This is a genomic window from Leclercia pneumoniae, from assembly GCF_017348915.1.
GTDB classification, from domain to species: Bacteria; Pseudomonadota; Gammaproteobacteria; order Enterobacterales; family Enterobacteriaceae; genus Enterobacter; species Enterobacter pneumoniae.
The window spans coordinates 58,492-84,369 of sequence record NZ_CP071383.1; the positions used below are offsets into that span (position 1 = coordinate 58,492).

24 protein-coding genes, 1 tRNA gene and 1 pseudogene are annotated in these 25,878 nt (G+C 56.2%); 14 read left to right on the plus strand and 12 right to left on the minus strand.

Going from position 1 to position 25,878, the window contains the following annotated elements; translation table 11 throughout:
• Positions 1-6 precede the first annotated feature (6 nt).
• Together JZ655_RS21565 and JZ655_RS00265 are read left to right on the plus strand one after the other, a co-directional pair.
• The gene (locus tag JZ655_RS21565) at positions 7-1,098 is read left to right on the plus strand and encodes a VENN motif pre-toxin domain-containing protein (protein WP_207292708.1); all 1,092 of its coding nucleotides are present in this window, start codon (positions 7-9) and stop codon (positions 1,096-1,098) included.
• A gap of 10 nt (positions 1,099-1,108) precedes the next feature.
• Entirely contained in the window at positions 1,109-1,360 is a 252-nt protein-coding gene (locus tag JZ655_RS00265) for a MafI family immunity protein (protein WP_207292709.1), read from the plus strand.
• 55 nt (positions 1,361-1,415) lie between these two features.
• Here JZ655_RS00265 and JZ655_RS21520 read toward each other — a convergent pair whose 3' ends face one another.
• Together JZ655_RS21520 and JZ655_RS00275 are read right to left on the minus strand one after the other, a co-directional pair.
• Entirely contained in the window at positions 1,416-1,628 is a 213-nt protein-coding gene (locus JZ655_RS21520) for a SymE family type I addiction module toxin (protein WP_207293794.1), read from the minus strand.
• A pseudogene (locus JZ655_RS00275) lies at positions 1,601-2,344 on the minus strand (IS3 family transposase); the annotation flags it as partial. The gene JZ655_RS21520 and the pseudogene JZ655_RS00275, both read right to left, overlap by 28 nt.
• 150 nt (positions 2,345-2,494) lie before the next feature.
• On the opposite strand from JZ655_RS00275, the gene JZ655_RS00280 reads away from it, so the two are divergent.
• A complete protein-coding gene (locus JZ655_RS00280) occupies positions 2,495-2,746 on the plus strand; it encodes a hypothetical protein (RefSeq protein ID WP_207292710.1) in 252 nt (83 codons plus the stop codon).
• A gap of 41 nt (positions 2,747-2,787) precedes the next feature.
• Here JZ655_RS00280 and JZ655_RS00285 read toward each other — a convergent pair whose 3' ends face one another.
• From JZ655_RS00285 to JZ655_RS00300, 4 genes are all read right to left on the minus strand, one after another.
• Entirely contained in the window at positions 2,788-3,876 is a 1,089-nt protein-coding gene (locus JZ655_RS00285; RefSeq protein WP_207292711.1) for an AAA family ATPase, read from the minus strand.
• A 146-nt stretch (positions 3,877-4,022) separates the two neighbouring features.
• Positions 4,023-4,982 (minus strand): YbgA family protein, encoded by a 960-nt coding sequence (locus JZ655_RS00290; RefSeq protein WP_207292712.1) that lies wholly within the window; start codon positions 4,980-4,982, stop codon positions 4,023-4,025.
• A 126-nt stretch (positions 4,983-5,108) separates the two neighbouring features.
• Positions 5,109-5,519, minus strand: a complete 411-nt coding sequence (uraH, locus tag JZ655_RS00295; protein WP_040077801.1) for a hydroxyisourate hydrolase — start codon at positions 5,517-5,519, stop codon at positions 5,109-5,111.
• A gap of 86 nt (positions 5,520-5,605) precedes the next feature.
• Positions 5,606-6,331, minus strand: coding sequence for a MerR family transcriptional regulator (locus JZ655_RS00300; RefSeq protein ID WP_207292713.1), 726 nt, complete (start codon positions 6,329-6,331; stop codon positions 5,606-5,608).
• 111 nt (positions 6,332-6,442) lie between these two features.
• On the opposite strand from JZ655_RS00300, the gene JZ655_RS00305 reads away from it, so the two are divergent.
• The 8 genes from JZ655_RS00305 (at position 6,443) to JZ655_RS00340 (ending at position 13,883) form a co-directional block, all read left to right on the plus strand.
• Positions 6,443-6,967 carry a lipocalin family protein gene (locus JZ655_RS00305; protein ID WP_207292714.1) on the plus strand — a complete coding sequence of 175 codons (525 nt, stop codon included), beginning with the start codon at positions 6,443-6,445 and terminating at the stop codon, positions 6,965-6,967.
• An 87-nt stretch (positions 6,968-7,054) separates the two neighbouring features.
• Positions 7,055-8,056: a class I SAM-dependent methyltransferase gene (locus JZ655_RS00310; RefSeq protein ID WP_207292715.1), complete on the plus strand. Its 1,002-nt coding sequence runs from the start codon at positions 7,055-7,057 to the stop codon at positions 8,054-8,056.
• Between the two features lie 201 nt (positions 8,057-8,257).
• Complete coding sequence (locus JZ655_RS00315; RefSeq protein ID WP_080346633.1) at positions 8,258-9,091, plus strand: GTPase; 834 nt, start codon at positions 8,258-8,260, stop codon at positions 9,089-9,091.
• 11 nt (positions 9,092-9,102) lie between these two features.
• On the plus strand, positions 9,103-9,639 hold the full coding sequence (locus JZ655_RS00320) for a hypothetical protein (RefSeq protein WP_040077805.1): 537 nt from the start codon (positions 9,103-9,105) through the stop codon (positions 9,637-9,639).
• Positions 9,640-9,655: 16 nt separating this feature from the next.
• A complete protein-coding gene (locus tag JZ655_RS00325; RefSeq protein ID WP_207292716.1) occupies positions 9,656-11,485 on the plus strand; it encodes a dynamin family protein in 1,830 nt (609 codons plus the stop codon).
• Position 11,486: 1 nt separating this feature from the next.
• On the plus strand, positions 11,487-13,136 hold the full coding sequence (locus JZ655_RS00330; RefSeq protein WP_207292717.1) for a GTPase: 1,650 nt from the start codon (positions 11,487-11,489) through the stop codon (positions 13,134-13,136).
• Positions 13,133-13,396 (plus strand): YkgJ family cysteine cluster protein, encoded by a 264-nt coding sequence (locus JZ655_RS00335; RefSeq protein WP_040077809.1) that lies wholly within the window; start codon positions 13,133-13,135, stop codon positions 13,394-13,396. Before JZ655_RS00330 ends, JZ655_RS00335 begins: the two co-directional genes overlap by 4 nt.
• A gap of 46 nt (positions 13,397-13,442) precedes the next feature.
• A complete protein-coding gene (locus tag JZ655_RS00340; protein ID WP_207292718.1) occupies positions 13,443-13,883 on the plus strand; it encodes a GNAT family N-acetyltransferase in 441 nt (146 codons plus the stop codon).
• Positions 13,884-13,897: 14 nt separating this feature from the next.
• Here the strand turns inward: JZ655_RS00340 and JZ655_RS00345 are convergent, their stop codons facing one another.
• The 3 genes from JZ655_RS00345 to JZ655_RS00355 all read right to left on the minus strand — a co-directional run bounded on the left by JZ655_RS00345 (position 13,898) and on the right by JZ655_RS00355 (position 14,939).
• Positions 13,898-14,197 carry a helix-turn-helix domain-containing protein gene (locus tag JZ655_RS00345; protein ID WP_207292719.1) on the minus strand — a complete coding sequence of 100 codons (300 nt, stop codon included), beginning with the start codon at positions 14,195-14,197 and terminating at the stop codon, positions 13,898-13,900.
• The gene (locus JZ655_RS00350) at positions 14,181-14,543 is read right to left on the minus strand and encodes a type II toxin-antitoxin system RelE/ParE family toxin (protein WP_207293795.1); all 363 of its coding nucleotides are present in this window, start codon (positions 14,541-14,543) and stop codon (positions 14,181-14,183) included. Before JZ655_RS00350 ends, JZ655_RS00345 begins: the two co-directional genes overlap by 17 nt.
• Before the next feature lie 301 nt (positions 14,544-14,844).
• Positions 14,845-14,939, minus strand: a tRNA-Sec gene (locus tag JZ655_RS00355).
• 291 nt (positions 14,940-15,230) lie between these two features.
• Here JZ655_RS00355 and JZ655_RS00360 point away from each other — a divergent pair.
• Together JZ655_RS00360 and yicI are read left to right on the plus strand one after the other, a co-directional pair.
• On the plus strand, positions 15,231-16,622 hold the full coding sequence (locus JZ655_RS00360; RefSeq protein WP_046886314.1) for a glycoside-pentoside-hexuronide family transporter: 1,392 nt from the start codon (positions 15,231-15,233) through the stop codon (positions 16,620-16,622).
• Between the two features lie 12 nt (positions 16,623-16,634).
• Positions 16,635-18,953, plus strand: coding sequence for an alpha-xylosidase (gene yicI / locus JZ655_RS00365; protein WP_207292720.1), 2,319 nt, complete (start codon positions 16,635-16,637; stop codon positions 18,951-18,953).
• Positions 18,954-19,139: 186 nt separating this feature from the next.
• On the opposite strand, the gene JZ655_RS00370 is transcribed toward yicI, so the two are convergent.
• A complete protein-coding gene (locus JZ655_RS00370; protein ID WP_207292721.1) occupies positions 19,140-20,855 on the minus strand; it encodes an AsmA family protein in 1,716 nt (571 codons plus the stop codon).
• A gap of 118 nt (positions 20,856-20,973) precedes the next feature.
• Positions 20,974-22,365: a nucleobase:cation symporter-2 family protein gene (locus JZ655_RS00375; RefSeq protein ID WP_207292722.1), complete on the minus strand. Its 1,392-nt coding sequence runs from the start codon at positions 22,363-22,365 to the stop codon at positions 20,974-20,976.
• A 223-nt stretch (positions 22,366-22,588) separates the two neighbouring features.
• On the opposite strand from JZ655_RS00375, the gene gltS reads away from it, so the two are divergent.
• Positions 22,589-23,791 carry a sodium/glutamate symporter gene (gene gltS / locus JZ655_RS00380; RefSeq protein WP_207292723.1) on the plus strand — a complete coding sequence of 401 codons (1,203 nt, stop codon included), beginning with the start codon at positions 22,589-22,591 and terminating at the stop codon, positions 23,789-23,791.
• 3 nt (positions 23,792-23,794) lie between these two features.
• Here the strand turns inward: gltS and recG are convergent, their stop codons facing one another.
• A complete protein-coding gene (gene recG / locus JZ655_RS00385; RefSeq protein ID WP_207292724.1) occupies positions 23,795-25,876 on the minus strand; it encodes an ATP-dependent DNA helicase RecG in 2,082 nt (693 codons plus the stop codon).
• Between the last annotated feature and the right edge of the window lie 2 nt (positions 25,877-25,878).

Genomic DNA, 25,878 nt, shown 5'->3' on the forward strand with positions numbered 1-25,878 from the left:
GGTAACGTGGCCGGCGCGCTGGCCGGCGCATCGGCACCGGAACTGGCGCATCTTATCAAATCCACCGAAGAAGACCCGGCGGTGAACACCCTCGCACACGCCATTCTCGGCGGGGCGGTGGCGGCACTGCAGGGCAATAACGCAGCGGCGGGTGCGATGGGGGCGGCTGCGGGTGAGCTCGCGGCAAAAGCGATAATTGCGACGATGTATCCGGGTAAATCGGTCAATGACCTGAATGAATCAGAAATGCAGACCGTCAGTACCCTGGCATCGATATCCGCAGGCATGGCTGGTGGGCTGGTGGGAAACAGCACGGCCTCGGTGGGTGCGGGGGCACAGGCCGGGAAGAATGCGGTTGAGAATAACTCGCTGAGTCCTGAAAGCTTCGGAAAAGGCATGGCTGATATGGGGTTATCCCAGCAGTCGCTTGCTGTCAGTATGATCCAGAATGGCGCTACAGCAGATGAGTTAACAGAAGCGCTGATTAAAAACTCACAGGGTCAGATACCTGAAGGGCAGGATGCAGTTAAAGGTCTGTTAACCGCCTGGGGCGAGTTCTTTGGGGTTCCGGTCAGTGCGTTGACGGCTGATGGAGAAATGACGCCGCAACGGGCAGCGGAAATCCTGGCGAGTGGTGTGCCGACCAGTGAAGCAAAACTGATTCAGTATGTAGCAGCTAAAGCGTTTTTATCTGTTGCGAAAAGCTCCGATCTTGGATTATCACCTACAAACCAGAAATATGTGGATATCCTTTCGCCGGAAGCGAAACAGCATATTTTATATGGGGATAGCCCTACACAAGGTGGACATCTGTATCCCGGAAATCCAGGAAAAACAGTTTTCCCTCAAAGTTGGTCAGCAGACAAGGTTGTTCATACTGTGGGTGATATAGCTACTTCACCCGATACCAAATGGTTTGCCCAGACCGGAACGGGCGGGACGTATACAAATGCAGGGAGACCAGCAAGATGGGTTGCCTGGGAAGAGCGAGAGGGTGTTAGAGTTCGTGTGGTATACGAGCCAGCTAGTGGGAAAATAGTAACAGCGTTCCCGGATAATAATCCGGCTCCTCCAGCTTTAAAGGCAATTAAGAAATAGTGTGGGCGCGATGGATATTAATGACAAAATTAGATCATTAGGTGAAAGGTTAAAGGATCGGTTGGATCCTTCGCTAGTTGACTTTGCCCTAGATTATATTGGGTTCTCAGAGAACGTATTAGCATTCGAAACGCTATGTGATCACATCGCTGATCATGATGTTGTGATTAGCAAAGATGAATACACACAAGTGCTTAAAATAGCTAATGATCTTGGACTAGAAATAAATAGTAGATATACATATATCAATCCAGAGAAATAACATCCTGATAGCTATGACTAATCCCGGCCTCAGGCCGGGATCTTCTTCTTAACCATCAGCCCTTAACCGGCTCGATCACCAGTCGTCCCGGTTCCACGCTGACCGTAACCGCCCTGTCGGTGCTGAATCCCGCATCTGCCAGCCAGTTGCCGTTGAGACGCAGGCTGGGGCTGCGGGAATACTGAGTGGCCTGGTAGTTGTGGTGATAAAAATGCCGGATACTGAATCGCCACGGATAATTTAGACACTTCTGAGCCGTTGATAATATAGGTTTTCATATTCAGCCGGTGGCATCTGCTCGCTCGAACCATGCCGACGCTTACTGTTATAAATCATTTCGATGTAATCAAAAATATCGCTTCTGGCTTCGTCCCTTGTTTCGTAGATCTTTTTCTTAATCCGTTCGCGTTTCAGTAGCAGGAAAAAGCTTTCCGCAACCGCATTGTCGTCGCAGTTACCGCGACAACTTATGCTGCCCTCCAGATCATGTGATTTCAGGAACGACTGCCACTCATGGCTCGTGTACTGACAGCCCAGATCAGAGAGAACCAATACCTTTTTTTGAGAATTATGCCTCCATACCGCCATAAGTAATGCGTTCAGGACAATCGCTTTTGTCATGCGGGGTTGCATTGACCAGCCGATAACCTTACGTGAGAACAGGTCAACAACCACGGCCAGATACCGCCAGCCTTCGTGGTCCCTTATGTAGGTTATGTCCGTTACCCAACGCTCATCCGAAGCATCCGGATTGAACTGTCGCTGGAGCCTGTTGGGCGACACGATGCTGGCTTCGCCTTTACATGCCCGTGGGCTACAGTACCCAACCTGAGCTTTTATTCCGGCACGCTTCATCAGCCGCCAGACCCGGTTCACTCCGCACTGTTGCCCGGTATCACGCAGATCGAGATGGATCTTGCCATAGCCATAGACGCAGCCAGACTCAAGCCAGAACTGTTTGATCTGCCCGGTCAACATCTGGTCCGCTGGGTAAACCAAATGATTTAGAGACGAAAGCATCCACTTTCCGCAGTGGTTCATATTCAGAAACGTTGTAGAGACGGACATCTAACTTTATAAAGACTTCGGAGGGGGAGTTTATCGGTAATGCCGTTAAAGATGAGGTGAACAAAAATGATAAAAAATAAACCGACTATCGGCAGGCTATTGTTGGCTATTGTCTACTTGTTTATCTGCTGCCTGATATTTTTCTCTCTGGCCCTGATTACCATTAAGTTCATTATCCACCATGAGGTTGTGATTGAACGGGCAGATATTAAGCAGGTGGCTGTCGTAAGCGCGATTGCAGCAACCGCGGCAGCCTTCAGATCGTGGTTATTCGCCCTCCTCGATGAGCGGAAGAGGCGTAAAAAACCGCCTGAGTAACGGACCAGAAGGCAGCTATTTCGCTATTGAAAATAAGGTTCCTAATCCAGCCTCTCCATCCGCGTCTCGCCCTCCGCCATCGACAGCTGGTACAGCGAAAACGAACGGTGCTTCTCAATTAAGGTCGCCAGCTCTGGCGAGTGGCTGGTCAGCCAGATCTGCGAATAGCGGCTGGCTTCGGCGATCAGGCTTGCCAGCGCAGGCAGCATCTGCGGGTGCAGGCTATTTTCCGGTTCGTTGAGGGCGATAAACGCTGGCGGACGCGGGCTGAGCAGCGCCACCGCCAGGCAGAGAAAGCGTAGCGTACCATCAGAAAACTCAGCAGGCTCCAGCGGGCGGCTTAGCCCCTCGCGCTGCATCATCATCCGAAAACGGCCGTCGCGGTTGTCGCTGTAAAACACGCAGCCGGGGAAGGCCTGATCGAGAATTCGCATCAGCAGCAGCTCGTCGCCAATCTCCACAATGGTCTGAAAGGCCGCCGCCAGGTTTGCGCCGTCGCTCGCCAGCACCGGGGAGCGGAATCCCACCTGCGGGGCGCGCATCGCCGAGCCAGAAGCCACCGAAAACTCATGATAAAAACGCCAGTTGCGTAGCGATTCGCGCATCTGCGATACCTCAGGGTACAGATGCGGCTCCCCCAGTTGACCAAACACCGACTCATTCTCATACAGCGTGCCGCTGTGGGTCACTTTTTCGTGATGCACGTTGTTCAGGAACACAGTCTGGTTTTTACGCTGCATCAGCCGCGCCGAGGGGCGGCGGTGCTGCTGGCTCAACCAGATAGTCTCCTCTTTTATCACCGGATCCAGCTGAAACTGCGACGGATACGGCAGTCTCTCAACAAACCCCACCTGCAGCTCGTACTCGTACGTTTCGGTCTCTACCGCCAGATTCATCCGCCGCAGCTGGTCGCTGCGCGTCTTGCCGGCCCAGAACACCTTTAAAATCCCGCCCTCGTTCGCCAGCGCCTGAGAAAACTGCCCCTGCGCCGCGCTGTGCATCAGATGGATAGCTTTATAGATGTTTGATTTACCGGTGCCGTTTGGCCCGAAAACGATATTAAGCTGCTCCAGATCCAACGACAGGCGGCGGATGGAGCGGTAGTTTTCGATATGCAGCGTCTTGATCATGGGGCATTCCCGAAGCGGCGAAAAGACCTGTATATATTGCCAGTATTCTTGCGCAAAATGCAAAAAAAAGACGACAGTGAGGGTGTCGTCTAAAGGGGTACAGTATGGGCCTCTGCGGGTCAACGGGGCCTTCGCTTCATTGATATTTAGCCAGTAGCAAGACGTAAACCTAAATGATTAGGGTAGGGATCAAAGTAGTTTTGCGTCAGCAGATAACTGTGTGGGTGTTCCGCAAGATAATGTTTCAACAGCGTCAGCGGGGCGAGGATCGGTAACAGACCGGCGCGGTAGTTAAGGATCACTTCGCGTAACTCGTCGCGCTGGCGGGCGTTAAGCTGATTACGGAAATAGCCCTGCACGTGCATCAGCACGTTAGTGTGATTCTTGCGCGAGGCGGGTTGCTTCAGGATCGCCATCAGCTTATCCCGGTAAACCTCGAAAAAGGCGTTCAGGTCGTCCCACTCATACAGCGAGGCAACAAAAGGCCCGATAGCGCGATATCCCGCCTGATGGTGGGACAACAGCTGCAGTTTATAGCGGCTGTGAAAATCGAGCAGGGCGCGGCGGCTCAGGCCGTTTGCGCGCAGGGTATTCAGTTCATGCAGGGCAAAGACCCGCTCGACAAAGTTCTCGCGCAGTACGGGATCGTGCAGGCGACCGTCCTCCTCGACGGGCAGCCATGGATACTTCTCCATCAGGGCGGCGGTGAACAGCCCGGTGCCGGCTTTCGCCCCCCGGTTGCCTTGCTCATCGTATAACCGTACGCGTTCCATGCCGCAGCTCGGAGATTTGGCGCAGACGATAAACCCGGCAAAGTCACTGATGCCCGGCAGGTAGCTGGCGGCAAAGCTCGCCATTTTCTCTGATACGTCTTCGGTGCTGTCCTTGCTAAAACGCATACGCGTTTCACCGTCGGTGGTCTGGACCAGCCTCAGCGCCGGGCGCGGTACCGGCAGGCCAATCGCCATTTCAGGGCAAACCGGTTTAAAGCTTACCCACTGGGCCAGCTCGTTCATCACAAAGCCCATGCGTTTATGACCGCCGTCGAAGCGCACGGCGGACCCGGTTAAACATCCGCTAATTCCGAGTACGGGTTTCGTATTCATGGTGTGCTACCTCCTAAGCCTTTCTTAAAACTTACACACCATGAATAATTTGTCCAAGTATTCGCAGAATTATTTTGTTATAACTTGCGATATCAGAAGGTTACGAAACCACTTTTTTGTAAGCGATCAGCTGCCTTTGTAGGTTGAATAGCCATACTGGCTAAGCAGCAGTGGGATGTGCAGTTTTTCGTTGGTGCGAGTAACGGTGAAGAGCACCGGGATCTCAGGGAAGAAGCTGTCGGCCTTCTGGCTTTTGAAATAGTCGCCCGTTTTGAAGACAACGCGATAAACGCCCGGCTCCATCTCCTTGTCCTGCGGATAGAGTGATTTGATGCGGCCATCCTGGTCCGTTTTACCGCTGGCAAGCTGAGCCCAGTTACCCTGCTGCTCTTTTTCCAGGGTAACGGTCACGTCAGACGAGGGGACACCTGTCTGCTGATTAAGAATATGCACGCTAAGCGTACCGACCGGGGCGCTAAAGGCGGCAGGGGCGAAAGCGAGGGAGGACAACATCAGCAGTGCGGCACTTTTTTTCATCATGAATTCCTGTGTTTTGATAAGTAACAGGAAAACGTTAGCACTCTGGCGAAAAGAAAATATTCAACTTTTCGTGATAACTGGCGCTAGAGGATGACCACCTCAAGCGCGACTGCCTGCTGCCACTGCTCTATCTGTTTTTTTCGGGCGGCGCTCAGTTTGCCGCTGGCGATCAGCAGCCATTTGCGCTCCGGCAATATCTCGGGTGCCAGGGCGGCTGGCGGGATGGGCAGCACATCGATACGGTGACCCTGCCCGGTGCGTTTTAAGGCTTCGAGCCAGATTTCACAGGGATCGCTCAGGTGCCAGCCGGTAATTAAATAGTTGTCGCCAGGGGCTTTTTTATCCCCTTCAAGGCAGAACGAGGTGTAGGCAATGATAATGCCGTCGAGGATCTCACGCAGGGTCATCATTGCCGGCACGCGCGCCGAGACCTGGCTGCGCAGCGGACGCAATACTTCGGTGACCAGCTCTGGTCTGGGGTATTCCCGGCCGGCGTTGTACACCAACTGGCGCAGGGCATCGATTTTGCCCTCTTTCAGACGCTGCAGCATGCTCTCCTGGAGCGTCTGCCAGTTGTTGGTACGCCGCGCGGTAGGGCGCTCGAGCAGGGGTTTAACCTGGCCAATCGGCACCCCTTTTTTTACCCAGTCGAGGATTTTAAGCGCTTGCTGAACATCCTCTTCGCTGTACTGACGGTGGCCGCCATCGGTACGCAGCGGTTTAAGCAAACCGTAGCGGCGCTGCCACGCGCGCAGCGTGGTGGCTGTAATGCCACAAAGTTTGGCGAATTCGCCAATGGAGTAAGCCATGCGCCTGTCCGGTGAGAAAGAATAATCTCAATATACTACGAATATTTGTATCCGGAATGAAGCAGTCGACCTCTGCACTACACTTACATCACGCAAACGAAAGGAGCTCACATGAAATTATGGCCAGTTGTGACCGGTGTGGCGATCGCGCTGACGCTGGTAGCGTGCAAAACGCCCACCCCGCCGAAAGGGGTGCAGCCGATTACCCATTTTGATGCCTCGCGCTATCTCGGCAAATGGTATGAAATCGCCCGCCTGGAAAACCGCTTCGAACGCGGACTGGAGCAGGTGACTGCCACCTACGGCCAGCGCAGCGACGGCGGTATTAGCGTGCTGAACCGGGGTTACGATCCACGTAAACAAAAATGGAACGAAAGCGAAGGCAAAGCGTACTTTACCGGTGCGCCGACCACCGCCGCCCTGAAGGTGTCATTCTTTGGGCCTTTCTACGGCGGGTATAACGTGATTGCCCTGGATGATGAGTATAAATATGCGCTGGTAAGCGGCCCGAACCGTGATTACCTGTGGATCCTGGCGCGTACGCCAACCATCCCGGATAAGGTGAAAGACGATTACGTGCACATCGCCCGTAGCCTCGGCTTCCGCGTCGATCAGCTGGTCTGGGTGAAACACTAACCCAGGCGGGAATTCGTGCTTTCTTCGTAGGGTAATGCTGCCAGGCATGAATACACTTCCGTTATCGGCCAAACGGGAGACAACGACATGACCTGGCAAGCCTATCGCGGTAAAGCACCTGCAAACATGACCATTTACAGCGCCTCGTTTCCCGATGTCAGTGATAAATGGCCGATGAAAGACGAAACGACCCGGGAAATTAACGCCATCGATCGGGCGCTGAAGGCCGACCCGTCCCTGCAGCCGCCGCTGATTGAGCAGGGAGACCGCGGTGAGTTAACGCTGATCGCCCAACATGCCTGGTCGCAGGAGGCATTCCGTCATCGCCCGGCGCTGGCGGCCTGGCGCGTGCGGTTGGTGCCCTCGGCGCTGGCGTTGTTTGCGGTGCAAAACCCTCTGGAGGATAAACTGCCGGAAGGGACGGTAATGGACAGCGCCAGCCGCCAGTGGTTTATCCACGCCAACGATGCCATTGGCGTGCGTTCCCGCGCCCGGGTGCTGGCGACGCTGGTGGACAAATACATCCATAACGATATCGAGAGCGACTGGGTGAGCCTGGCCAGCGGCGCGGCCATCCCGGTGCTGGAGGCGCTGTGTGCCGCGAAGCTCGATGGACAGAAGGTGCATCTTTCGCTGGTTGATGACGACCCCGTCGCCCTGCGCTGGGCCGAGACCATGGCGGCTCAGCAGAGGCTGGTCGTGGGCGAGCAGATCACCCTGCTGCGCCGGAATCTGGTGTATCACCTGATCCGTAACGACGATCTGGTGCTGGAGCTGGGGGAGCAGCAGGCCGAGCTGGTGGATGCTCTGGGCATCTTCGAATACTTTAACCATGACGATGCCGTGACCTTTCTAAAACGCGCTCTGCGGCTGGTGAAGCCCGGCGGAGCGGTGATCCTGTCAAACATGCTGAATACCAGCCCACAGATCGATTTTGCCCTGCGCTGCATTGGCTGGCAGCACCTCTTCCCACGTTCCTTAGACGAGCTGCAGGAGATACATCTCGCTGCCGGCGTGCCGGTAGAAAATGTCACCGTGGTCGTGCCTGAAGATGGGGTCTATGCGGTGATGGAGGTGCGGCTGCCCTGAACCGCGCGCAGATAATCGCTGTTTCGTTGCGTAAAACTCCCTTTGCACTGACACGGACTGTCAGCGGCCTGTCTTACTCTTCTCGCTATCGTTACCACCAAAATTCGCAGGGTTACTGCAGTTTTCGGATGGTATGCCGTTAATAACTCTTAATACGCAACGTCCTCAAAAATAACTCATTAACGTAGCGAGATATTTATCATGGCTGATGTCAGTACCTCTCCACACGCCTCGTTATTACACAAGGCGGATGCCTTGCTGGAACAGCAACTCGCCCCCGGAAAACCGGTTGTCGCCGCCTGGGGATTAATGAATGCCGGTAAAAGCTTCCTGTTGAATATGTTAACGAACCATATTCAGACGGAATGTTTTCGCACTAACGACATTCGTGAAACGGCGGAACTCAAAGAGTGTGAGACTGAAGATTTTATCTTTCTGGACACCCCAGGCCTGGATGCCAACAACGCCGACGATCTGATTGCCCTGCAGGGGGCAGCAAAGGCCGACATCGTGCTATTTGTCCACCAGCCCCAGGGTGAGCTGGAGAAGATTGAGATCGATTTTTTGCGCCAGTTAAAAGACTCGTTTGGCCAGTATGCCGAGCAAAACATCATCCTTGTACTCAGCAAAGCGGACGTAGAAAGCGCCGAAAGCATTGCGGCGATTGAAAAACGCATGCTGGAACAGTGCCGCGACGATCTCGGTTTTACGCCGCGCTGCTATGCCCTGTCTGGTTCCCGTTTCCAGGCCGGGGTGACGCAGAAACAAGACGGCCTGATCCGCGCCAGCCACCTTTTCGATCTCGCTCAGCATCTGGATGCGCTGAACACTGACGCCTACGCCGTAAAACGCGAGCGCCAGCGGGTGGCGATTGAAGAGATCCTCGCCGAGTTTATGCAGGCCGAGCACGCGCTGCAGGAGAAGCAGGCGCAAATTCATCAGCAAATCAACAGCGGTTTCCAGCCCTTCAATACGATCATGACCGATTTCCGCGGCTGGATGAAAAACACCCTCAAAAAATTCCCGGCTGTCTAAGGAGCGCGAAAATGGCATTACCCTGGTTAATTGGTGCAGCGGTGCTGGGCGTGGGCGCATTAATCGCCTCTTCGTCCAGCGATGATGACAGCTCGAATGGCAATGGCGACGACGAAGAGCGCAAACGCCGGGAACGAGCAGAACGTGAGCGCCGCGAACGCGAGCAAAAAGAGGAGCGCGAAACCATTAAGGCCTCGCTTCAAAACGTCGGCACGCTGCGCGCTGACGACTTAAAGCAGGCGCTCTCCGGCTGGGTTGAGGTGCACTATCAGAGCACATCGCCCTTTAAAGCCAACGTGCTGGCAACGGGTAAGCAGTATCAGCGCGTGGTGGCAGAACATTTTACCGAAAGCCATGAGCTAACCTTCCTGGACGCCAAAACGCGCCAGAACCTGAATGCGTTGGAATCCTGCTACGACGTGGAACTGACCATGACCGAAGACTTTTATGACGTGGTTGATACCCTGATAGATTGCCAGGTCCAGCTTGAGACACTGCAAGTTTATCGCGAACAATTTGAACGTATTCGCCAGCATTTGCGCGGCTAAGCAGACAGGAATAAAGATGAGTAACGAGATGCTTCGCGAGGATCTTCTAACCTCTTTCGAAACGCTGGAGATGCAGTTCGCCTCTTCATTAGAGCAGGCTAAAGAGCTGGATAAAGCCTTTGCGGCTCACTACAGCCAGTTTCATTCTAACCTTGCCGGGCTGCTGGCCGACGCGCAGGAGAAATTACCTGAGACCAGCCCGTTAAGCCAGTCGCTGGCGGGGTTTATCAACGGCCTGAAAGAGATCGACAGCGGCTGGAAAGCAAAGCTGGATAATCAGAACAAGGGGCTGAGTTTCCGGAAAAACTTTGAAGATTCGCTGCTGGTCTATGTTTACGGCAAGGTGAAGTCGGGTAAAAGCTCGCTGGGCAATTATATGGCCTGGGGCCATACCAACCCGACTCCGGCCCAGCAGGCCGGGAATACCACGCTGAAATATGACTCCCACGTCAATACGGACGCAGAGAACGGTGATGCGCATAACGAAGCGGCGCTGCAGGGCAAATTTCGCGTGGATGCCACCGAGGCGACCAGCTCGATTCAGAGCTTCCGTCTGCCGGGGCTGACCTGGGTGGACTCCCCTGGCCTGCACTCGGTGCGTTCGCAAAACGGCGAGCTGGCGAAAGCGCACGCCGACCATGCTGACCTGATCCTCTACACCATGAAATCGGATGCGCCGGGACGCGCCAGCGATTTAAACGAGATCCGTCAACTGCTGGGGAAAGAGAAGGAGATCATGTTGCTGCTGACGGGCAGCGATAAAAAGCAGCATGGCTGGGATGAGGTCAATGAGGTGCCTGTCGATATCTGCGTGATGAAACCAGCGCAGGATCGCCAGATGCAGCAGGATTTCGTAAAGCGCGAGCTGGAGGCAGAGGGCGTTGATACCGGGCGTGTGCAAGTACTGTCCCTTTCCGCCCGCTATGCCGAACTGCACGGGAATGACCCGGCGGCCATCGCCGACAGCGGCATGGGGCAGCTATTTACCCGCCTGAAGCAAATCTCGCAGGAAGAGGGCGTCCGCATGAAGCGTGCGGTGCCGATGACGAATTTCAAAAACTTCCTCTCCGGCTGCCTGGTGGAAGTGGAGAAATATCAGGCGTTGACGGCATCTCTGGCTACGATGATTGCGACGGTCGACCAGGACGTAAAAAAACAGATTACCCCGGCCGTACGCCTTGCCCAGTCTGAATTACGTCAAACCATTCAGGCCAGTTTTAACGAGCTGGCCGCCAGCCGCGACGACGAAGCCGGGCTGAATAGCGCCCTGCTAGCCGCACAAAAAAGATGGGACAGCCGGATGGCGACCCTCACCGGGGATGCGCTGGAGGCGATCCTGAACAAGGCGATGAAGGCCTTTAAATCAGCGGTTGTCACCACCTGGACCTCCTCCTCGCTCACGCTGCCTGCCTTCTCGGTAGAAAAAGTGACCGAGCAGATCCCTGAAGGCTACACCAAAAGCACGCGTAGCCGTAACGGTGGGCTGGGGGCATTGATCGGCGGCGGCATTGGGATGCTGCTTGGGCCTGCGGGCGCGGCCATAGGCGCCACTCTCGGGGCCGGGCTGGGATCGATGACCGGAGACAGCGCCCAACAAACCACCCGCACCATTGAAATGGTGGTGGGAGATAACCTCAGCGAAGTCCGTAACCGGATCCTGAGCCTTTACCTGGACGGTATCGAAAACGAGATCACCACTCAGGTTGGTACGCTCTTAAGCACCTTACTCAACGAGATGGAGAAGGACTGTAGCCAGCTAAATCATGAAGTGGAACAGTTTAAGCGGGCGATTGGCAGACTGAAGCAGCAAGCAGAGCAGCAATTAACGAGTGAGGGGAACGCATAATATGGCGATGTCAGCGGCAGAACTTTTTGAAACTTACGACCTGACGGCGAAACTGGCAAGCCAGTATCCTGCGCTGGCGGCAGAATTTGCGCCTGTGCAGAAACAGTTTGAAGACAAGCGCAACCAGCCGGATGCCAGCATTATGGTCTACGGCGTGTATAACGCCGGCAAAAGCACGCTTATCAACGCTCTGGTTGGCGAATGCGTGGCAGCGACCGGCGATGTTCCGTTAACCGCCTCTGTTGACTCCTATTGCTGGAATAACAGCACCATTCTGGACACCCCGGGCGTGGATGCGCCGCTGGATCATGAAGCGGTCACCCGGGAACAGATGCTGAAAGCGGATGCGGTGATTTTTGTGGTAAACCCGTCCGGTGCCGCCGAAGAGGAGAAGACACTCAAGGTGCTGGTCGAAATTTTACAGGCCCGGAAAAAGCTGTTCCTGGTGCTCAACGACAAAGATCGCATGGACGTCGAGACCTTAACCCGCCTTAAAAACGACATTCGTATTCGTCTGCAAAGCCTGGCGGAAGCGCAGGGTCTGCAGGATGTGCTGCAGGATATCCCTATCCTGCGCGTCAATGCGGAGATGGCGCTGCAGGCGAAGCTAAACAATGTGCCGGGACTGCTGCGCGCCAGTGAGTTCCCGATCTTCGAAGAGGCGCTGACCACCTTTATCGCCAGCATTGATAGCCAGCATATCTACCGTCGACTGGGCGCGACTCTGAACGGCTTCCTCGACAGGTTGCTGCACACGTTAGAGCAGCAGACCACCAGTGACACCGTGCGCAGTTTCGATACCCTTTTGAAAAATATCGTTGCGCAGCAGCAGCTTTGCCGTAACGCGGTGATCGATGAGGTGAAGAACCAGCGTGAGGTCATGTACCGGGGCAGCAAGGCGGCATTGCGCCAGGATCCTGAACACGCGCAGGCAAACATCGAGGCGCTGTTCCGGCAGGCCAGCGGCGAGGTGGAAGCGGCGCAAAACCGTGAGATGACCTATCTGGTGCAGCGTTTTGCCGATGATGTCGACAGCCTGCAAGCGGCGATCGCCCGACAGGCAGAACAGGGTGCCTCACAGTCGATTCCGCACATGCCGGGTGCGCAGGCAACTCAGGAGCAGGGGGTATCGCCAGAGTCCGGGGGCATTAACGCCGAGATGATGAACCACGCGGTCAATACGCTGGGTTCGATGGCAAAACCGGAACACGTGGTCAGCGGCCTGAAAGTGGTGAAAGAGTGGCTACCGTCACTGATGAAGGGGATTGGCCCAAAAACCATGGAGAAGTGGGGTACGCTGGTGGTGGGCAAATGGCTGCCGTACGTAGGGCCAGCCATCACTGTAGTCAGTTCGCTGTGGGATATCTTCGCAGAAGATCGCGAAACCAAACAGGCGCGTGAACAAAGTGAACAACAACGCCGCGAATGGGAGCGTTATCAGCAAGAGATCGACGATTTTGCCTTCACGACGGCCGCACAGTTTGAATCCGGTGCGTTACGACTAGTGGATGAGTCGCTGGAGCCCTGGTTCGCAGAGTTACTGGACAAAGTGAAAGCCGCGCGGGATATCGCCAGCCAACAGGATCGTGAATTGAGCGATCGCATCATAGAAGTACAGCGCCTCGCTTCGTCGTTATGTACTCAGGCATGAGTGACGACGCGTTAACGCCTTTCCCCTGCAATGCCTGCGGCAAGTGCTGCCGCAGGGTCAACGCCAGCCCCGAAACCGCGTTTCTCGATCGCGGCGACGGGGTGTGCGGCCATTTCGATGAAACAACCCACCTGTGCGCCATCTACGCCACCCGACCGCTGGTCTGTCGCGTAGAGGACTACTACCGCGCCAGGCTGAGCGAGGTCATTGCCTGGGACGACTTTGTCCGGCTGAACGTGGCGATTTGCGAGAGATTGTAAGGGGCAGGAGGTTGATTTTATGGCGGCTGACACGCATCGTTAGCGAATGAAAATCGAAACCGCACTGCCCTCACACTTCGAGCGTCTGGCCGCGATCTGGGAATCCTCCGTTCGTGCCACGCACCATTTCTTGCAGGAAAGCGACATTGCGACGTTACGCCCGCTCCTGCTCAATGTGTATCTGCCGAATTTACAGGTGATCATTGCCCGCGATGAGCAGGGCAGTATTCACGGCTTTTTAGGCGTGGACAAGAACCGCATCGAAATGCTGTTTGTGGATGCTGCGAGCCGGGGGAAAGGCGTCGGCAAACTGTTACTGACCTGTGCAGTTAATCATTTCGGCGTCAACGAAGTGGATGTGAACGAGCAAAACCCGCAAGGGGTGGCGTTTTATCAACACATGGGGTTTGTGCAGGTGGGGCGCTCGGCCCTGGACGGGCAGGGGAACCCGTTTCCGCTGCTGCATATGCGGCTGGCTGTTCCCTGATTTAACCATTCTTCTCAAATATGAAAGGCAATACGTTTTCCGGTCGGTAGTTCAACGTCGATACTCAGTTTTCCACCCATCGCTTCGATATAGCGTTTGAGCGTTGCGATTTTGAGCTCGTTACCTCGTTGCTCCAGTTGCGTAATAGCAGGCTGACTGATACCCATTAATTCAGCAAGCTGCTTCTGTGACAAATTGAGTTCCTCCCTCACCAGTTGCAAACCGGTTTCGAGGATCATTTCATCAGCCATCTGTTGAATACGCTGTTGGCTTTCAGGCGAACGAGATGCAATCGCTTCATTTAGGGTTTTCATTTAACGTCTCCAGGACAGTTATGTGAAGAGAAAAGGCTTCATCTGCAATGCGAATAAGGTTGTCATAGAATCTTTTGTCATTACTTTTATCCCCTGCGCACAGCACGATGGCCCGGCGTAGTGGATCGAAAGCAAAAAGTGCGCGCACCGGACGGCCAGCATACTGAATTCGCAGCTCCTTCATATTTTTATGCTGTGATCCCTTAACCGTGTCGGCATAGGGCCGGGGAAGACGCGGCCCGTAAACTTGCAAGTTAAGCAAAGCAGCCAGGACTTTTTCCTGTAGCCCTTCATCTTGCGCATTCAGCCATTGTTCGAAATGCGCTCCCAACAGAATCGTCCACATGCTTTCGTCCATGATAAGCTGTAGCTTATATACCAGGAAATATAAGCTGTAGTTTATAATTGTAATGAATGCCGTTGGCAGCCATTTTTCTGGTGAAGCGAGTATGGCAAAGAGCGCAATGGAAGCAGATTGCGTCTTTATGACCGTGCGAGCACGCTTCAAGAATTTATCATTTGGCGAGCTTTAGCTTTGGCTGAATGAGGAAACGATCGGAAAGACAGAGGTGCTTTTAATCAGGGAAAGTAGTAAAGAGGCAGAAAAAATAAAAACATCTTCATAAACAAGTGTTTATTAAGCATTTTGGCGGAAGATCACAGGAGTCGAACCTGCCCGGGAACGCTGGCGTCCCCAACTGGATTTGAAGTCCAGCCACCTCACCGGAGATGACGATCTTCCGCGCCTCGATTGCTACATGGAGGCGGGGCGCATTATAGCTACTTTCAGACATTAACCACATACCCTGACACACTTATTTTCACCCCTGACAGGGCCTGCATTGATCCATTTCAGGTAAATCTCAACGAATTCCTCAGCTTAGCATTTTGTGCTCATCGAATTTTACCGCGATCACAAAAAAGAAGAATCGTAATCTGCTAACCAGAAAACAGAATACCCGCTTCATCGCCAATGGTTTACAACCTCTGTAACCGGTCTCAGCGCCCCCTACAGCGTGAAGGATAAAAAAAGATGAGCGAAGTACTATCTGTAAAAGAGAAAATTGGTTACGGCATGGGTGATGCCGCCAGCCATATTATTTTTGATAACGTCATGCTTTACATGATGTTTTTTTATACCGATATCTTCGGCATCCCCGCCGGGTTTGTCGGCACCATGTTCCTGCTGGCACGCGCGCTGGATGCGATTTCGGACCCCTGCATGGGGTTGATTGCTGACCGCACCCGCAGCCGCTGGGGCAAGTTCCGGCCGTGGATCCTGTTCGGGGCCATTCCGTTTGGCCTGGTCTGCGTGCTGGCCTACACCACGCCGGACCTCAGCCTCAACGGCAAAATGATCTACGCCGCCGTCACCTACACCCTGCTGACCCTGCTCTATACGGTGGTCAACATCCCGTACTGCGCGCTGGGCGGGGTGATCACCAACGACCCGACGCAGCGTATCTCCCTGCAATCCTGGCGTTTCGTGCTGGCGACGGCGGGCGGCATGCTCTCCACGGTGCTGATGATGCCGCTGGTGAACCTGATTGGCGGCGACGATAAAGCGTTCGGCTTCCAGGGCGGGATCGCCGTGCTGTCGGTGGTGGCCTTCCTGATGCTGGCGTTCTGTTTCTTTACCACCAAAGAGCGCATTCAGGTGCCGCCAAGCACCACCTCCATGCGCGAAGATCTGCGTGACATCTGGCAAAACGACCAGTGGCGCGTCGTGGGTGTGCTCACCATCCTCAACATTCTTGCCGTCTGCGTGCGCGGCGGCGCGATGATGTACTACTGCACCTGGATTATGGGGTCGCCGGAGGTGTTCGTCGCCTTCCTCACCACCTACTGCGTGGGCAACCTTATTGGCTCCGCGCTGGCGAAACCGCTCACTGACTGGAAATGCAAAGTCAGTATCTTCTGGTGGACTAACGCCGCGCTGGCAGTGGTGAGCGTGGCGATGTTCTTCGTGCCGATGCAGGCCACTGTCCTTATGTTCGCTTTTATCTTCGTCATTGGTGTGCTGCACCAGCTGGTAACGCCAATCCAGTGGGTGATGATGTCCGATACCGTCGACTACGGCGAATGGACTAACGGCAAACGCCTGACCGGCATCAGCTTTGCGGGCACGCTGTTCGTACTGAAACTGGGCCTGGCGCTGGGCGGGGCACTCATCGGCTGGATGCTGGCAGGCGGCGGTTACGACGCGGCGGCCAAAACCCAGAATAGCGCGACCATCAGCATCATCATCGGCCTGTTTACCCTGGTGCCGGCGGCCTGCTACGTGCTGAGCGCCATCATCGCCAAACGCTATTACACGCTGAAAACCCCCTTCCTGACCAAAATCATGGGCGAGCTGGCACAAGGCGCGCGCCGCAATCAGCAAGAGTTTGAAACCCTGCCGGTCAGCAAAGAATTACGGAACTAAGAGGACGAGAGTATGAAAATCAGTGACGGAAACTGGCTTATTCAACCGGGTCTGAACGTGACTTATCCGGTTCAGGTGTTTGATGTGGAGCAGCAGGGCAACGACCTGGTGGTCTACGTGGCGCCGCGTGACGTGTGCGAACGCACCTGGCAGCTCGACACATTGATGTTCACGGTTCGTCTGTTTGCCCCGCAGGAGGGGATTGTCGGGGTGCGCATCGAGCATTTTCAGGGGGCGCTGGATAACGGCCCGCACTATCCGCTGAACGTTCTCAACGACGTGAAGGTCGAGATTGAAAACAACGCGGCGTTTGCCGAGCTGAAAAGCGGCAGCGTTAGCGTGCGCGTCACCAAAGGCGAGTTCTGGGCGCTGGATTTCCTGCGCAACGGGCAGCGCATCACCGGCAGCCAGCTGAAAAATAACGGCTACGTGCAGGATGGCAACACCGATCGCAACTACGTGTTTGAGCGCCTGGACCTGGGCGTGGGCGAAACGGTCTACGGCCTGGGCGAGCGCTTCACCGCCCTGGTGCGCAACGGTCAGACGGTGGAAACCTGGAACCGCGACGGCGGTACCAGCACCGAGCAATCGTATAAAAACATTCCGTTTTACCTCACCAACCGCGGCTACGGCGTGCTGGTGAACCATCCGGAAAACGTCTCCTTTGAGATCGGCTCCGAGAAAGTCTCTAAGGTGCAGTTCAGCGTCGAAGGCGAATATCTGGAGTATTTCGTGATCGACGGCCCGACGCCAAAAGAGGTGCTGAACCGCTATACGCAGTTCACCGGGCGTCCGGCGCTGCCGCCGGCATGGTCGTTCGGCCTGTGGCTGACTACCTCATTCACCACCAACTACGACGAAGCGACGGTAAACAGCTTTATCGACGGCATGGCCGAGCGCGATCTGCCGCTGCATGTTTTCCACTTCGACTGCTTCTGGATGAAAGCCTTCCAGTGGTGCGATTTTGAGTGGGACCCGGTGACCTTCCCGGACCCGGAGGGGATGATCCGCCGCCTGAAGGAGAAAGGGCTGAAGGTCTGCGTCTGGATTAACCCCTATATCGGCCAGAAGTCGCCGGTATTTAAGGAGCTGAAAGAGAAAGGCTATCTGCTGAAACGCCCGGAAGGCTCCCTGTGGCAGTGGGACAAATGGCAACCGGGGCTGGCGATTTACGACTTTACCAACCCGGAAGCCTGCCGGTGGTATGCCGACAAGCTCAAGGGGCTGGTGGATATCGGCGTAGATTGCTTCAAGACAGACTTTGGCGAGCGAATTCCGACGGACGTCCAATGGTTCGACGGATCCGATCCGCAGAAGATGCACAACCACTACGCCTACATCTACAACGAACTGGTGTGGAACGTACTGAAAGAGACGGTGGGCGAAGACGAGGCGGTGCTGTTTGCCCGCTCGGCGTCCGTCGGTGCACAACAATTCCCGGTTCACTGGGGCGGCGACTGCTATGCCAATTACGAATCCATGGCAGAAAGCCTGCGCGGTGGGCTGTCGATTGGTCTGTCCGGCTTTGGTTTCTGGAGCCACGATATCGGCGGGTTCGAAAACACCGCCCCGGCGCACGTCTACAAACGCTGGTGCGCGTTCGGTCTGTTCTCCAGCCACAGCCGGCTGCACGGCAGCAAATCCTATCGTGTGCCGTGGGCGTACGATGACGAGTCCTGCGACGTGGTGCGCCACTTTACTCAGCTGAAATGCCAGATGATGCCGTACCTGTATCGTCAGGCGGCGCTGGCGCGCGAGTTCGGCACGCCGATGCTGCGCGCGATGATGCTGGAGTTCCCGGACGATCCGGCATGTGATTATCTTGACCGTCAGTACATGCTGGGGGAGGCGGTGATGGTTGCTCCGGTCTTCTCCGAAGCGGGTGACGTACAGTTTTATCTGCCGGAAGGGCGCTGGACGCACCTGTGGCATAACGATGAACTTCAGGGTAGCCGCTGGCATAAGCAGCAGCACGACTTCCAGAGCCTGCCGGTCTATGTGCGCGACAATACCCTGCTGGCGCTGGGCAACAGCAACCAGAAGCCGGATTACGCCTGGAACGAGGGGACGGCTTTCCAGCTGTTTAACCTGAGCGATGGCGCAACGGCGGTAAGCGAAGTGCCTGCGGCAGACGGCACTGTCGTGTTTACGCTAACGGCGACGCGCAGCGGCGGCACTGTGAGGGTGAAAGGCGAGGGCGATGCCCGCAGCTGGACGCTGTGCCTGCGTAATGTGCAGCAGGTTGGAGGTGTGCAAGGGGCGTCTCATGCGGGGAGCGAGTGGGGTGTGGTGGTGAAACCGGAGGGGAGTGAGGTGGTGATTCAGCTCTGATGCGGTTTTCCTCCCCTCACCCTAACCCTCTCCCACAGGGAGAGGGGACCCTTATGTGCGGGCTTGGGGTTGCCCGCTCTCCCTTTCGTGTAAAGGGGACCGTTATGTGCGGGTTGGGGGTTGCCCGCTTTCCCTTCCGTGACAAGGGGACCGTTATGTGCGGGCTGGGTTTTACCCCCTCTCCCTTCAGGGAGAGGGCTGGGGTGAGGGTGAAACAGCCGGCGCCGTTGAAACCACGCCACCCGTCATCGTCTGCACCACCTGCTGTTTATCCATATTTATCGCACGCAGCTTGCCGTTCACCGTCGGTTTTAGCGGTGCGTTAGCCTGCACGCTTCCACTGGCGGTAAGCTGTATATTGCCATCTCCGGTCACAGGCAGCGCGGGCCAGCCCCACTGCTGCAGCACGTTTAGCGGCACGCCGCGTCCGTTGAGGCTGACAGTAGTTTGCCGTGGCGGCAACTGCGAAACGGTGCCGGTGGCTTCCAGAATACCGCGCTCGGTGAAGGCGCTCAGCTCACTAATATTTATCGTCGAGGCGTTGGCATTGAGCGCCAGCGACGGTCGACGTACATCCACGCGATTAAAGGTCGCCGCTGCGCCGTTCAGCGTCGCGCTACCGCTCCAAACTCCCCACTGACGATCTTTCGCCAGCTGCAGATTCGCGCCGTAGCCATCCAGCGCGGTGATCTGCCATGGGAAGGCGGGATCCACATCAATCACCAGGTTACGGCTCAGGCCAAATTTCTTCAGCGTCACGCTATTCAGCCAGGTCGGTAGCTCAGCCATCCACTGATTTTTCCAGTTCTGCGGCAGGGTGTACTCCAGCCCGGCGATGGCCACATCGTCCAGCACCAGCGCCTTACCGTTGCGCAGCCAGTTACCGGAAGTACGGACCATCCCCCCCTCCCAGCGGGAGGTAAACTGGCGCAGCGCCACGCCCTGCGGGGAAAACTCCGCGTTCAGAATCGGGTCAAACAGGTGCAGCGAGCCATAAATAAACTCACTGGCGTTCATCGACAGGCGGCCATCGTCGCTCTGCCAGTCGCCATTGCTTAACGTCAGGTTGCGCAAGCTCAGATCGAGATCGGTCACCGCCCAGTCCGGCCCCTGTAGCCGGGCGTCGGTCACTTCGAGTCGGCCAATTTTAAAAGACGGCAAAGTCGTGATGGGGGTAAAGAAATCGGCTAAGGCTTTATCGCTCTGCAGGCGAATCTCGTTCAGACGCAGGTTATCCACCACCCACCCGCCGTCGGCATTGCGACGAGCGGTGCCCGTGAGCGAGCCGCGCGCCATATCGGCGCCGATGGTGCTTAGCACCACCTCTTTGCCATTCAGCTCGCCCTGAATCAGCACGTTGCTGGTCTCTACGCCGTTCAGGGTCAGCGACCCGGCGCTGATTTGAATCTGCGCTTTTTTGCCCAGCACATTGCCTGCCTCGGGCTGCCATGGGTTAACGCCGCCGGTCACCTTCTGCGCGCTCAGATCCCACTCCATATTCGGGCTGTTAAAGGCCATGTTATTCAACTGCAGGCGATCGGCCTGGAAAGGGAGCGGCGCGGTCTGCGGGGAGAGGTTCAGGGTGCCGTCAGAGAGGGTGATGGTATCCATATGCAGCGGATCGGTCACCTGGCGGCTGCTCAGGCCGATATCCACGGTTTTGGCAACCAGCGTGGCAGGTTTCCCGTCCCGGCCAAAGGTGACATTTTTCAGCAGGATATGCGTCGGGGACGAAAAACGGTGATCCATCAGGTCGAAATTGAGCTCGTAATCGGTATTGACGGTGATCCAGCCACTCACCTGAGCCGCGCCCCAGCGGGTCTGGACCAGAAAATAGAGCGCAATAATCGCAATCAATATGGCGACAAGAATATAGACGAGCAGCTTTCCAATAAATTTCATGGTCTTCCATCCCGCAAAACGCACATAGAGGAGTTATGCAACATTTGGGCGCAATGCTCAAGGCGGGATTGGTAAATCGATGTCACGGCAGCCGGACGCGGCTGCCGTGAAATGGGGATCAGCTCTTCTCTGGCGGGAAGATCAGGTTGAGCACGATAGCGGTGATACCGCCGGCGGCAATGCCGGAAGAGAGCAGGTTTTTCACCCAGTCCGGCGCAAACTGCAGGATCAATGGCTGCTGAGAAACGCCAAGGCCTACGGCCAGAGAGAGTGCAATAATCATGATTGCACGACGGTTCAGCGGCTCACGCGAGACAATGCGCACGCCAGAGGCAGCGATGGTACCAAACATCACCAGCGTCGCGCCGCCCAGTACCGGTTCCGGAATGTGCTGAACAAAGCCGCTCACCGCCGGGAACAGACCCAGCACAATCAGCATCAGCGCCACCACAAAGCCAACGTAACGGCTGGCAACGCCCGTCAGCTGGATCACGCCATTGTTCTGGCCGAAGCAGGAGTTCGGGAAGGTGTTAAAGACCGCAGAAACAAACGAGTTCAGCCCGTTTGCCAGTACGCCGCCTTTCAGGCGTTTCATATACAGCGGGCCAGACACCGGCTGCTCAGAAACATCAGAGGTGGCGGTGATATCACCGATGGTTTCCAGAGAGGTGATCATAAAGACCAGCATCAGCGGCAGCAGCAGACCCCAGTCAATGCCCAGGCCGTAATACAGCGGCGTCGGGACGGTGATCAGCGCACTGTTTGTCGGTGCGGTGTTCTCGGGCAGCATGCCCATGGCCCACGCCGCCAGGTAGCCTGCTGCCATTGCGATCACCAGCGAAGCGACGCGCAGGTAAGGGTTACGCTGGCGGTTAAGCAGAATGATGATGGCCAGCACAATACCTGCCAGCAGCAGATTTTTCGGTGCGCCGTAGGTGTGGTCGTTCATCGCTGCATAGCCGCCGCCGATAGACGTCAGTCCTACCTGGATCAGCGACAGGCCGATAATCATCACCACCACGCCGGAGACCAGCGGGGTAATGATGCGGCGCGCCAGATGCAGCACGCGGGAGATAACCATCTCGGTGCAGCTTGCCAGCATCAGGGTGCCAAACAGCGCTGCCATCATTGTCGGCACATCGGCGCCGCCGGTTTTCAGCGCGGTGCCGCCCATAATCAGCGGCGCCACAAAGTTAAAACTGGTGCCCTGGATCGACAGCAGGCCAGAGCCCACCGGACCCCAGGCTTTAATCTGGATAATAGAGGCCACGCCAGAGGCGAACAGCGACATACTGATGATGTGCTGGGTGTCCTGTGCCGGTAAACCGAGCGCCTGGCAGATCAGCAACGCCGGCGTTATCACCGCGACAAACATCGCCAGCAGATGCTGGCAGGCGGCAAACAGGGTTTGCGCCAACGGTGGGCGGTCTTCAAGACGGTAAATCAGTTCACTGTTATGCTGCTGCGCAATCGGTTGCGCATCTTGCTGTTCTACGGCGTTAACGGACATCGGCTGCGATCCCAGGAGGAAAAGCGGGCATTCTAGCCGATGGCGCAATAAAAGCAAACGATTGCCAGCGAAATTTACGGATAAAGTCCTCCAGTTTGTGCGGCTTTTTCTATATCGGGAGAAAAAAGTTAATTACACTTCCATCGCCGGGGCTCATGAGGAGCGCAAACCGGCCAGGATAACGCCGTGTGTGCATGGAACATACGCATAAAAGGAGCCTTCTATGATTCATCTCGATACGTTGTCGACGCTTGTTGCGGCAACGCTGGTTTTACTGCTCGGACGTAAGCTGGTTCATCGTGTTTCCTTTCTTCGTCGCTATACCATTCCCGAACCCGTCGCCGGCGGCCTGCTGGCAGCGCTGGCGCTGCTGGCTTTGAAACAAAGCATGGGCTGGGAAATCAACTTTGATATGACTTTGAAAGAGCCGCTGATGCTGGCGTTCTTCGCGACGATCGGCCTGAACGCAAATCTGGCCAGCCTGCGCGCCGGTGGCAAAGTGCTGGGGGTGTTCCTGATTGTGGTGGTCGGGCTGCTGGTAATGCAGAACGCCATCGGCATTGGCATGGCCTCTCTGCTGGGGCTGGATCCGCTGATGGGACTGCTCGCGGGCTCAATTACCCTTTCAGGTGGACACGGTACCGGGGCGGCGTGGAGCAAAGTCTTTATTGAGCGCTACGGCTTTCAGAATGCCACCGAAGTGGCGATGGCCTGCGCAACGTTCGGGCTGGTGCTGGGCGGGCTGATCGGCGGCCCGGTGGCGCGCTATCTGGTGAAACGCTCCTCCACGCCAAACGGCAGGCCGGACGATGAAATGGTGCCGTCGGCTTTTGAAAAGCCCGAGGTTGGCCGCGTGATCACGTCGCTGGTACTGATTGAAACCATCGCGCTTATCGCCATCTGTTTGACCGCCGGTAAACTCATTGCGCAATGGCTGGCGGGGACGACGTTTGAATTACCGACCTTCGTTTGCGTGCTCTTTGTTGGGGTTATCCTCAGCAATGGCCTGTCGCTGATGGGGTTCTATCGTGTGTTTGAACGCGCGGTGTCGGTGCTGGGGAACGTCTGCTTGTCGCTGTTCCTGGCGATGGCGTTAATGAGCCTGAAGCTGTGGGAACTGGCCTCGCTGGCCCTGCCGATGCTGGCGATCCTGGCAGTCCAGACGCTGTTTATGGCCTTTTATGCCATCTTTGTGACCTGGCGATTGATGGGTAAAAACTACGATGCGGCGGTGCTGGCGGCAGGGCATTGCGGGTTTGGTCTGGGGGCTACGCCAACGGCGATTGCCAATATGCAGGCGATAACCGAGCGGTTTGGTCCATCGCATATGGCGTTTCTGGTGGTGCCGATGGTCGGTGCGTTCTTTATTGATATCGTGAACGCGCTGGTCATAAAACTCTATCTGATGCTGCCCATTTTTGGCTAAGCCTCAGGCGTTGGAGTAGCGCTCGGTCTCGGGCATCCAGCGATCAATTAACGCTGCCGCTTGCTCAGGGTAGCGTTCGTGAATATGCCGCGCCAGGCGCTGAACTTCGGGGATCATTGCCTGGTCGCGCAGTAAATCGGCCACTTTGAATTCCGCATTCCCGGTCTGGCGCGTGCCCAGCAGTTCGCCAGGCCCGCGGATCTCCAGATCTTTTTGTGCAATCACAAACCCGTCGTTACTGTCGCGTAACACCTGCAGGCGCATTTGGGCGGTTTTCGAGAGCGGGGATTTATAAAGTAATACACAATGAGACGCCACCGCGCCACGGCCGACGCGGCCACGCAGCTGGTGGAGTTGCGCAAGGCCCAGACGCTCCGGGTTCTCGATAATCATCAGGCTGGCATTGGGCACGTCTACGCCCACTTCAATGACCGTGGTGGCAATCAGCAAATGCAGCTCGCCCAGTTTAAATGCCTGCATCACCGCCTGTTTATCGGCCGGCTTCATACGGCCATGTACCAGGCCGATATTCAGCTCCGGCAGGGCGAGCTTTAGCTCTTCCCAGGTCGCTTCGGCGGCCTGCGCTTCCAGCAGGTCGGACTCTTCAATCAGGGTGCAGACCCAGTACGCCTGCCGCCCTTCCTGCATGCAGGCGTTGCGCACGCGGTCGATAATCTCGCTGCGGCGCGTATCCGGAATAGCGACCGTGGTCACCGGCGTTCGGCCTGGCGGCAGCTCGTCAATGGTGGAGGTATCCAGATCGGCGTAGGCGGTCATCGCCAGGGTGCGCGGAATGGGGGTCGCGGTCATGATCAGCTGATGCGGATGGAAACCCTGCTGCAGCCCTTTCTCCCACAGCGCCAGGCGCTGATGCACGCCAAAGCGGTGCTGCTCATCAATAATGACCAGCGCCAGGCCATTAAACTGCACCTGTTCCTGGAATATGGCATGGGTTCCGACAATCATCTGCACATGGCCGCTGGCGATGGCCTCTTGTTGCGCAAGGCGTGCTTTGCCTTTTTGCTTTCCGGCCAGCCAGCCGACTTCGATGCCCAGCGGGGCAAACCAGTTGCGGAAGTTATTGGCATGCTGTTCGGCCAGCAGTTCGGTAGGCGCCATCAGCGCCACCTGTTTACCGTGCGCAATGGCGCGCAGGGCGGCAAGCGCGGCAACCAGCGTTTTACCGGAGCCCACATCCCCCTGAACCAGACGCATCATCGGTACGTCGAGCCCCATGTCGCGCTCAACTTCAGCCACCACCCGGGCCTGGGCACCGGTGGGTTTGAACGGCAGCGAGGCCAGCAGCTTATCTTTTAAATCATCGCGCGGCGTAAGAGGCAGAGCGTGGAAGCGCTGGGCGCCCGCACGCAGGGCCAGCATACTGAGGTTATGCGCCAGCAATTCTTCAAGGATAAGCCGCCGCTGGGCGGGATGTTGTCCGCTCTCTAAATCGCTGAGCTGCAATGACGGCGGCGGACGGTGCAGGGTGCGCATCGCTTCCGGCAGGCTCATCATCCCTTGCGCCAGCTCCGGCGGCAAAAGCTCGGCGATAGCGCAGGTATCCAGCAACTCCAGCGCCTGGTCGGTGAGTTTACGCAACGTCGCCTGTTTAACCCCTTCGGTGGTGGGATAAACCGGCGTCAACGTCTCTTGCAACTCAGGCGTACTGAGATCCCCCTGCACACGATACTCCGGGTGGATCATCTCCGCGCCGTATTTGCCGCGTTTGGCTTCGCCATAGGCTAAAATCCGTCGCCCGGTGGCAAGACTGTTTTTCATCGCCGCGCTGAAGTTGAAGAAACGCATCGTAAGAACGCCGGAGCCATCGCTAATCTGGCAGGTCATCATCCGGCGGCCGCCGAAGGTGATATTGCAGTTCAGGACTTCGCCTTCAACCGTGGCGTATATGCCAGGTAACAGGTCGTCGATGCGGTAGAGATGGGTGCGATCTTCGTAACGCAGGGGGAAGTGAAGCAGCAAATCCTGCACGGTATGCAGGCCAATCTTCGCCAGTTTACTGCTTTGCGCCGCACCCACGCCCGTAAGCGTGTTAAGAGGAACGGCGTCGAGCAGGCGGCCTTTCATGA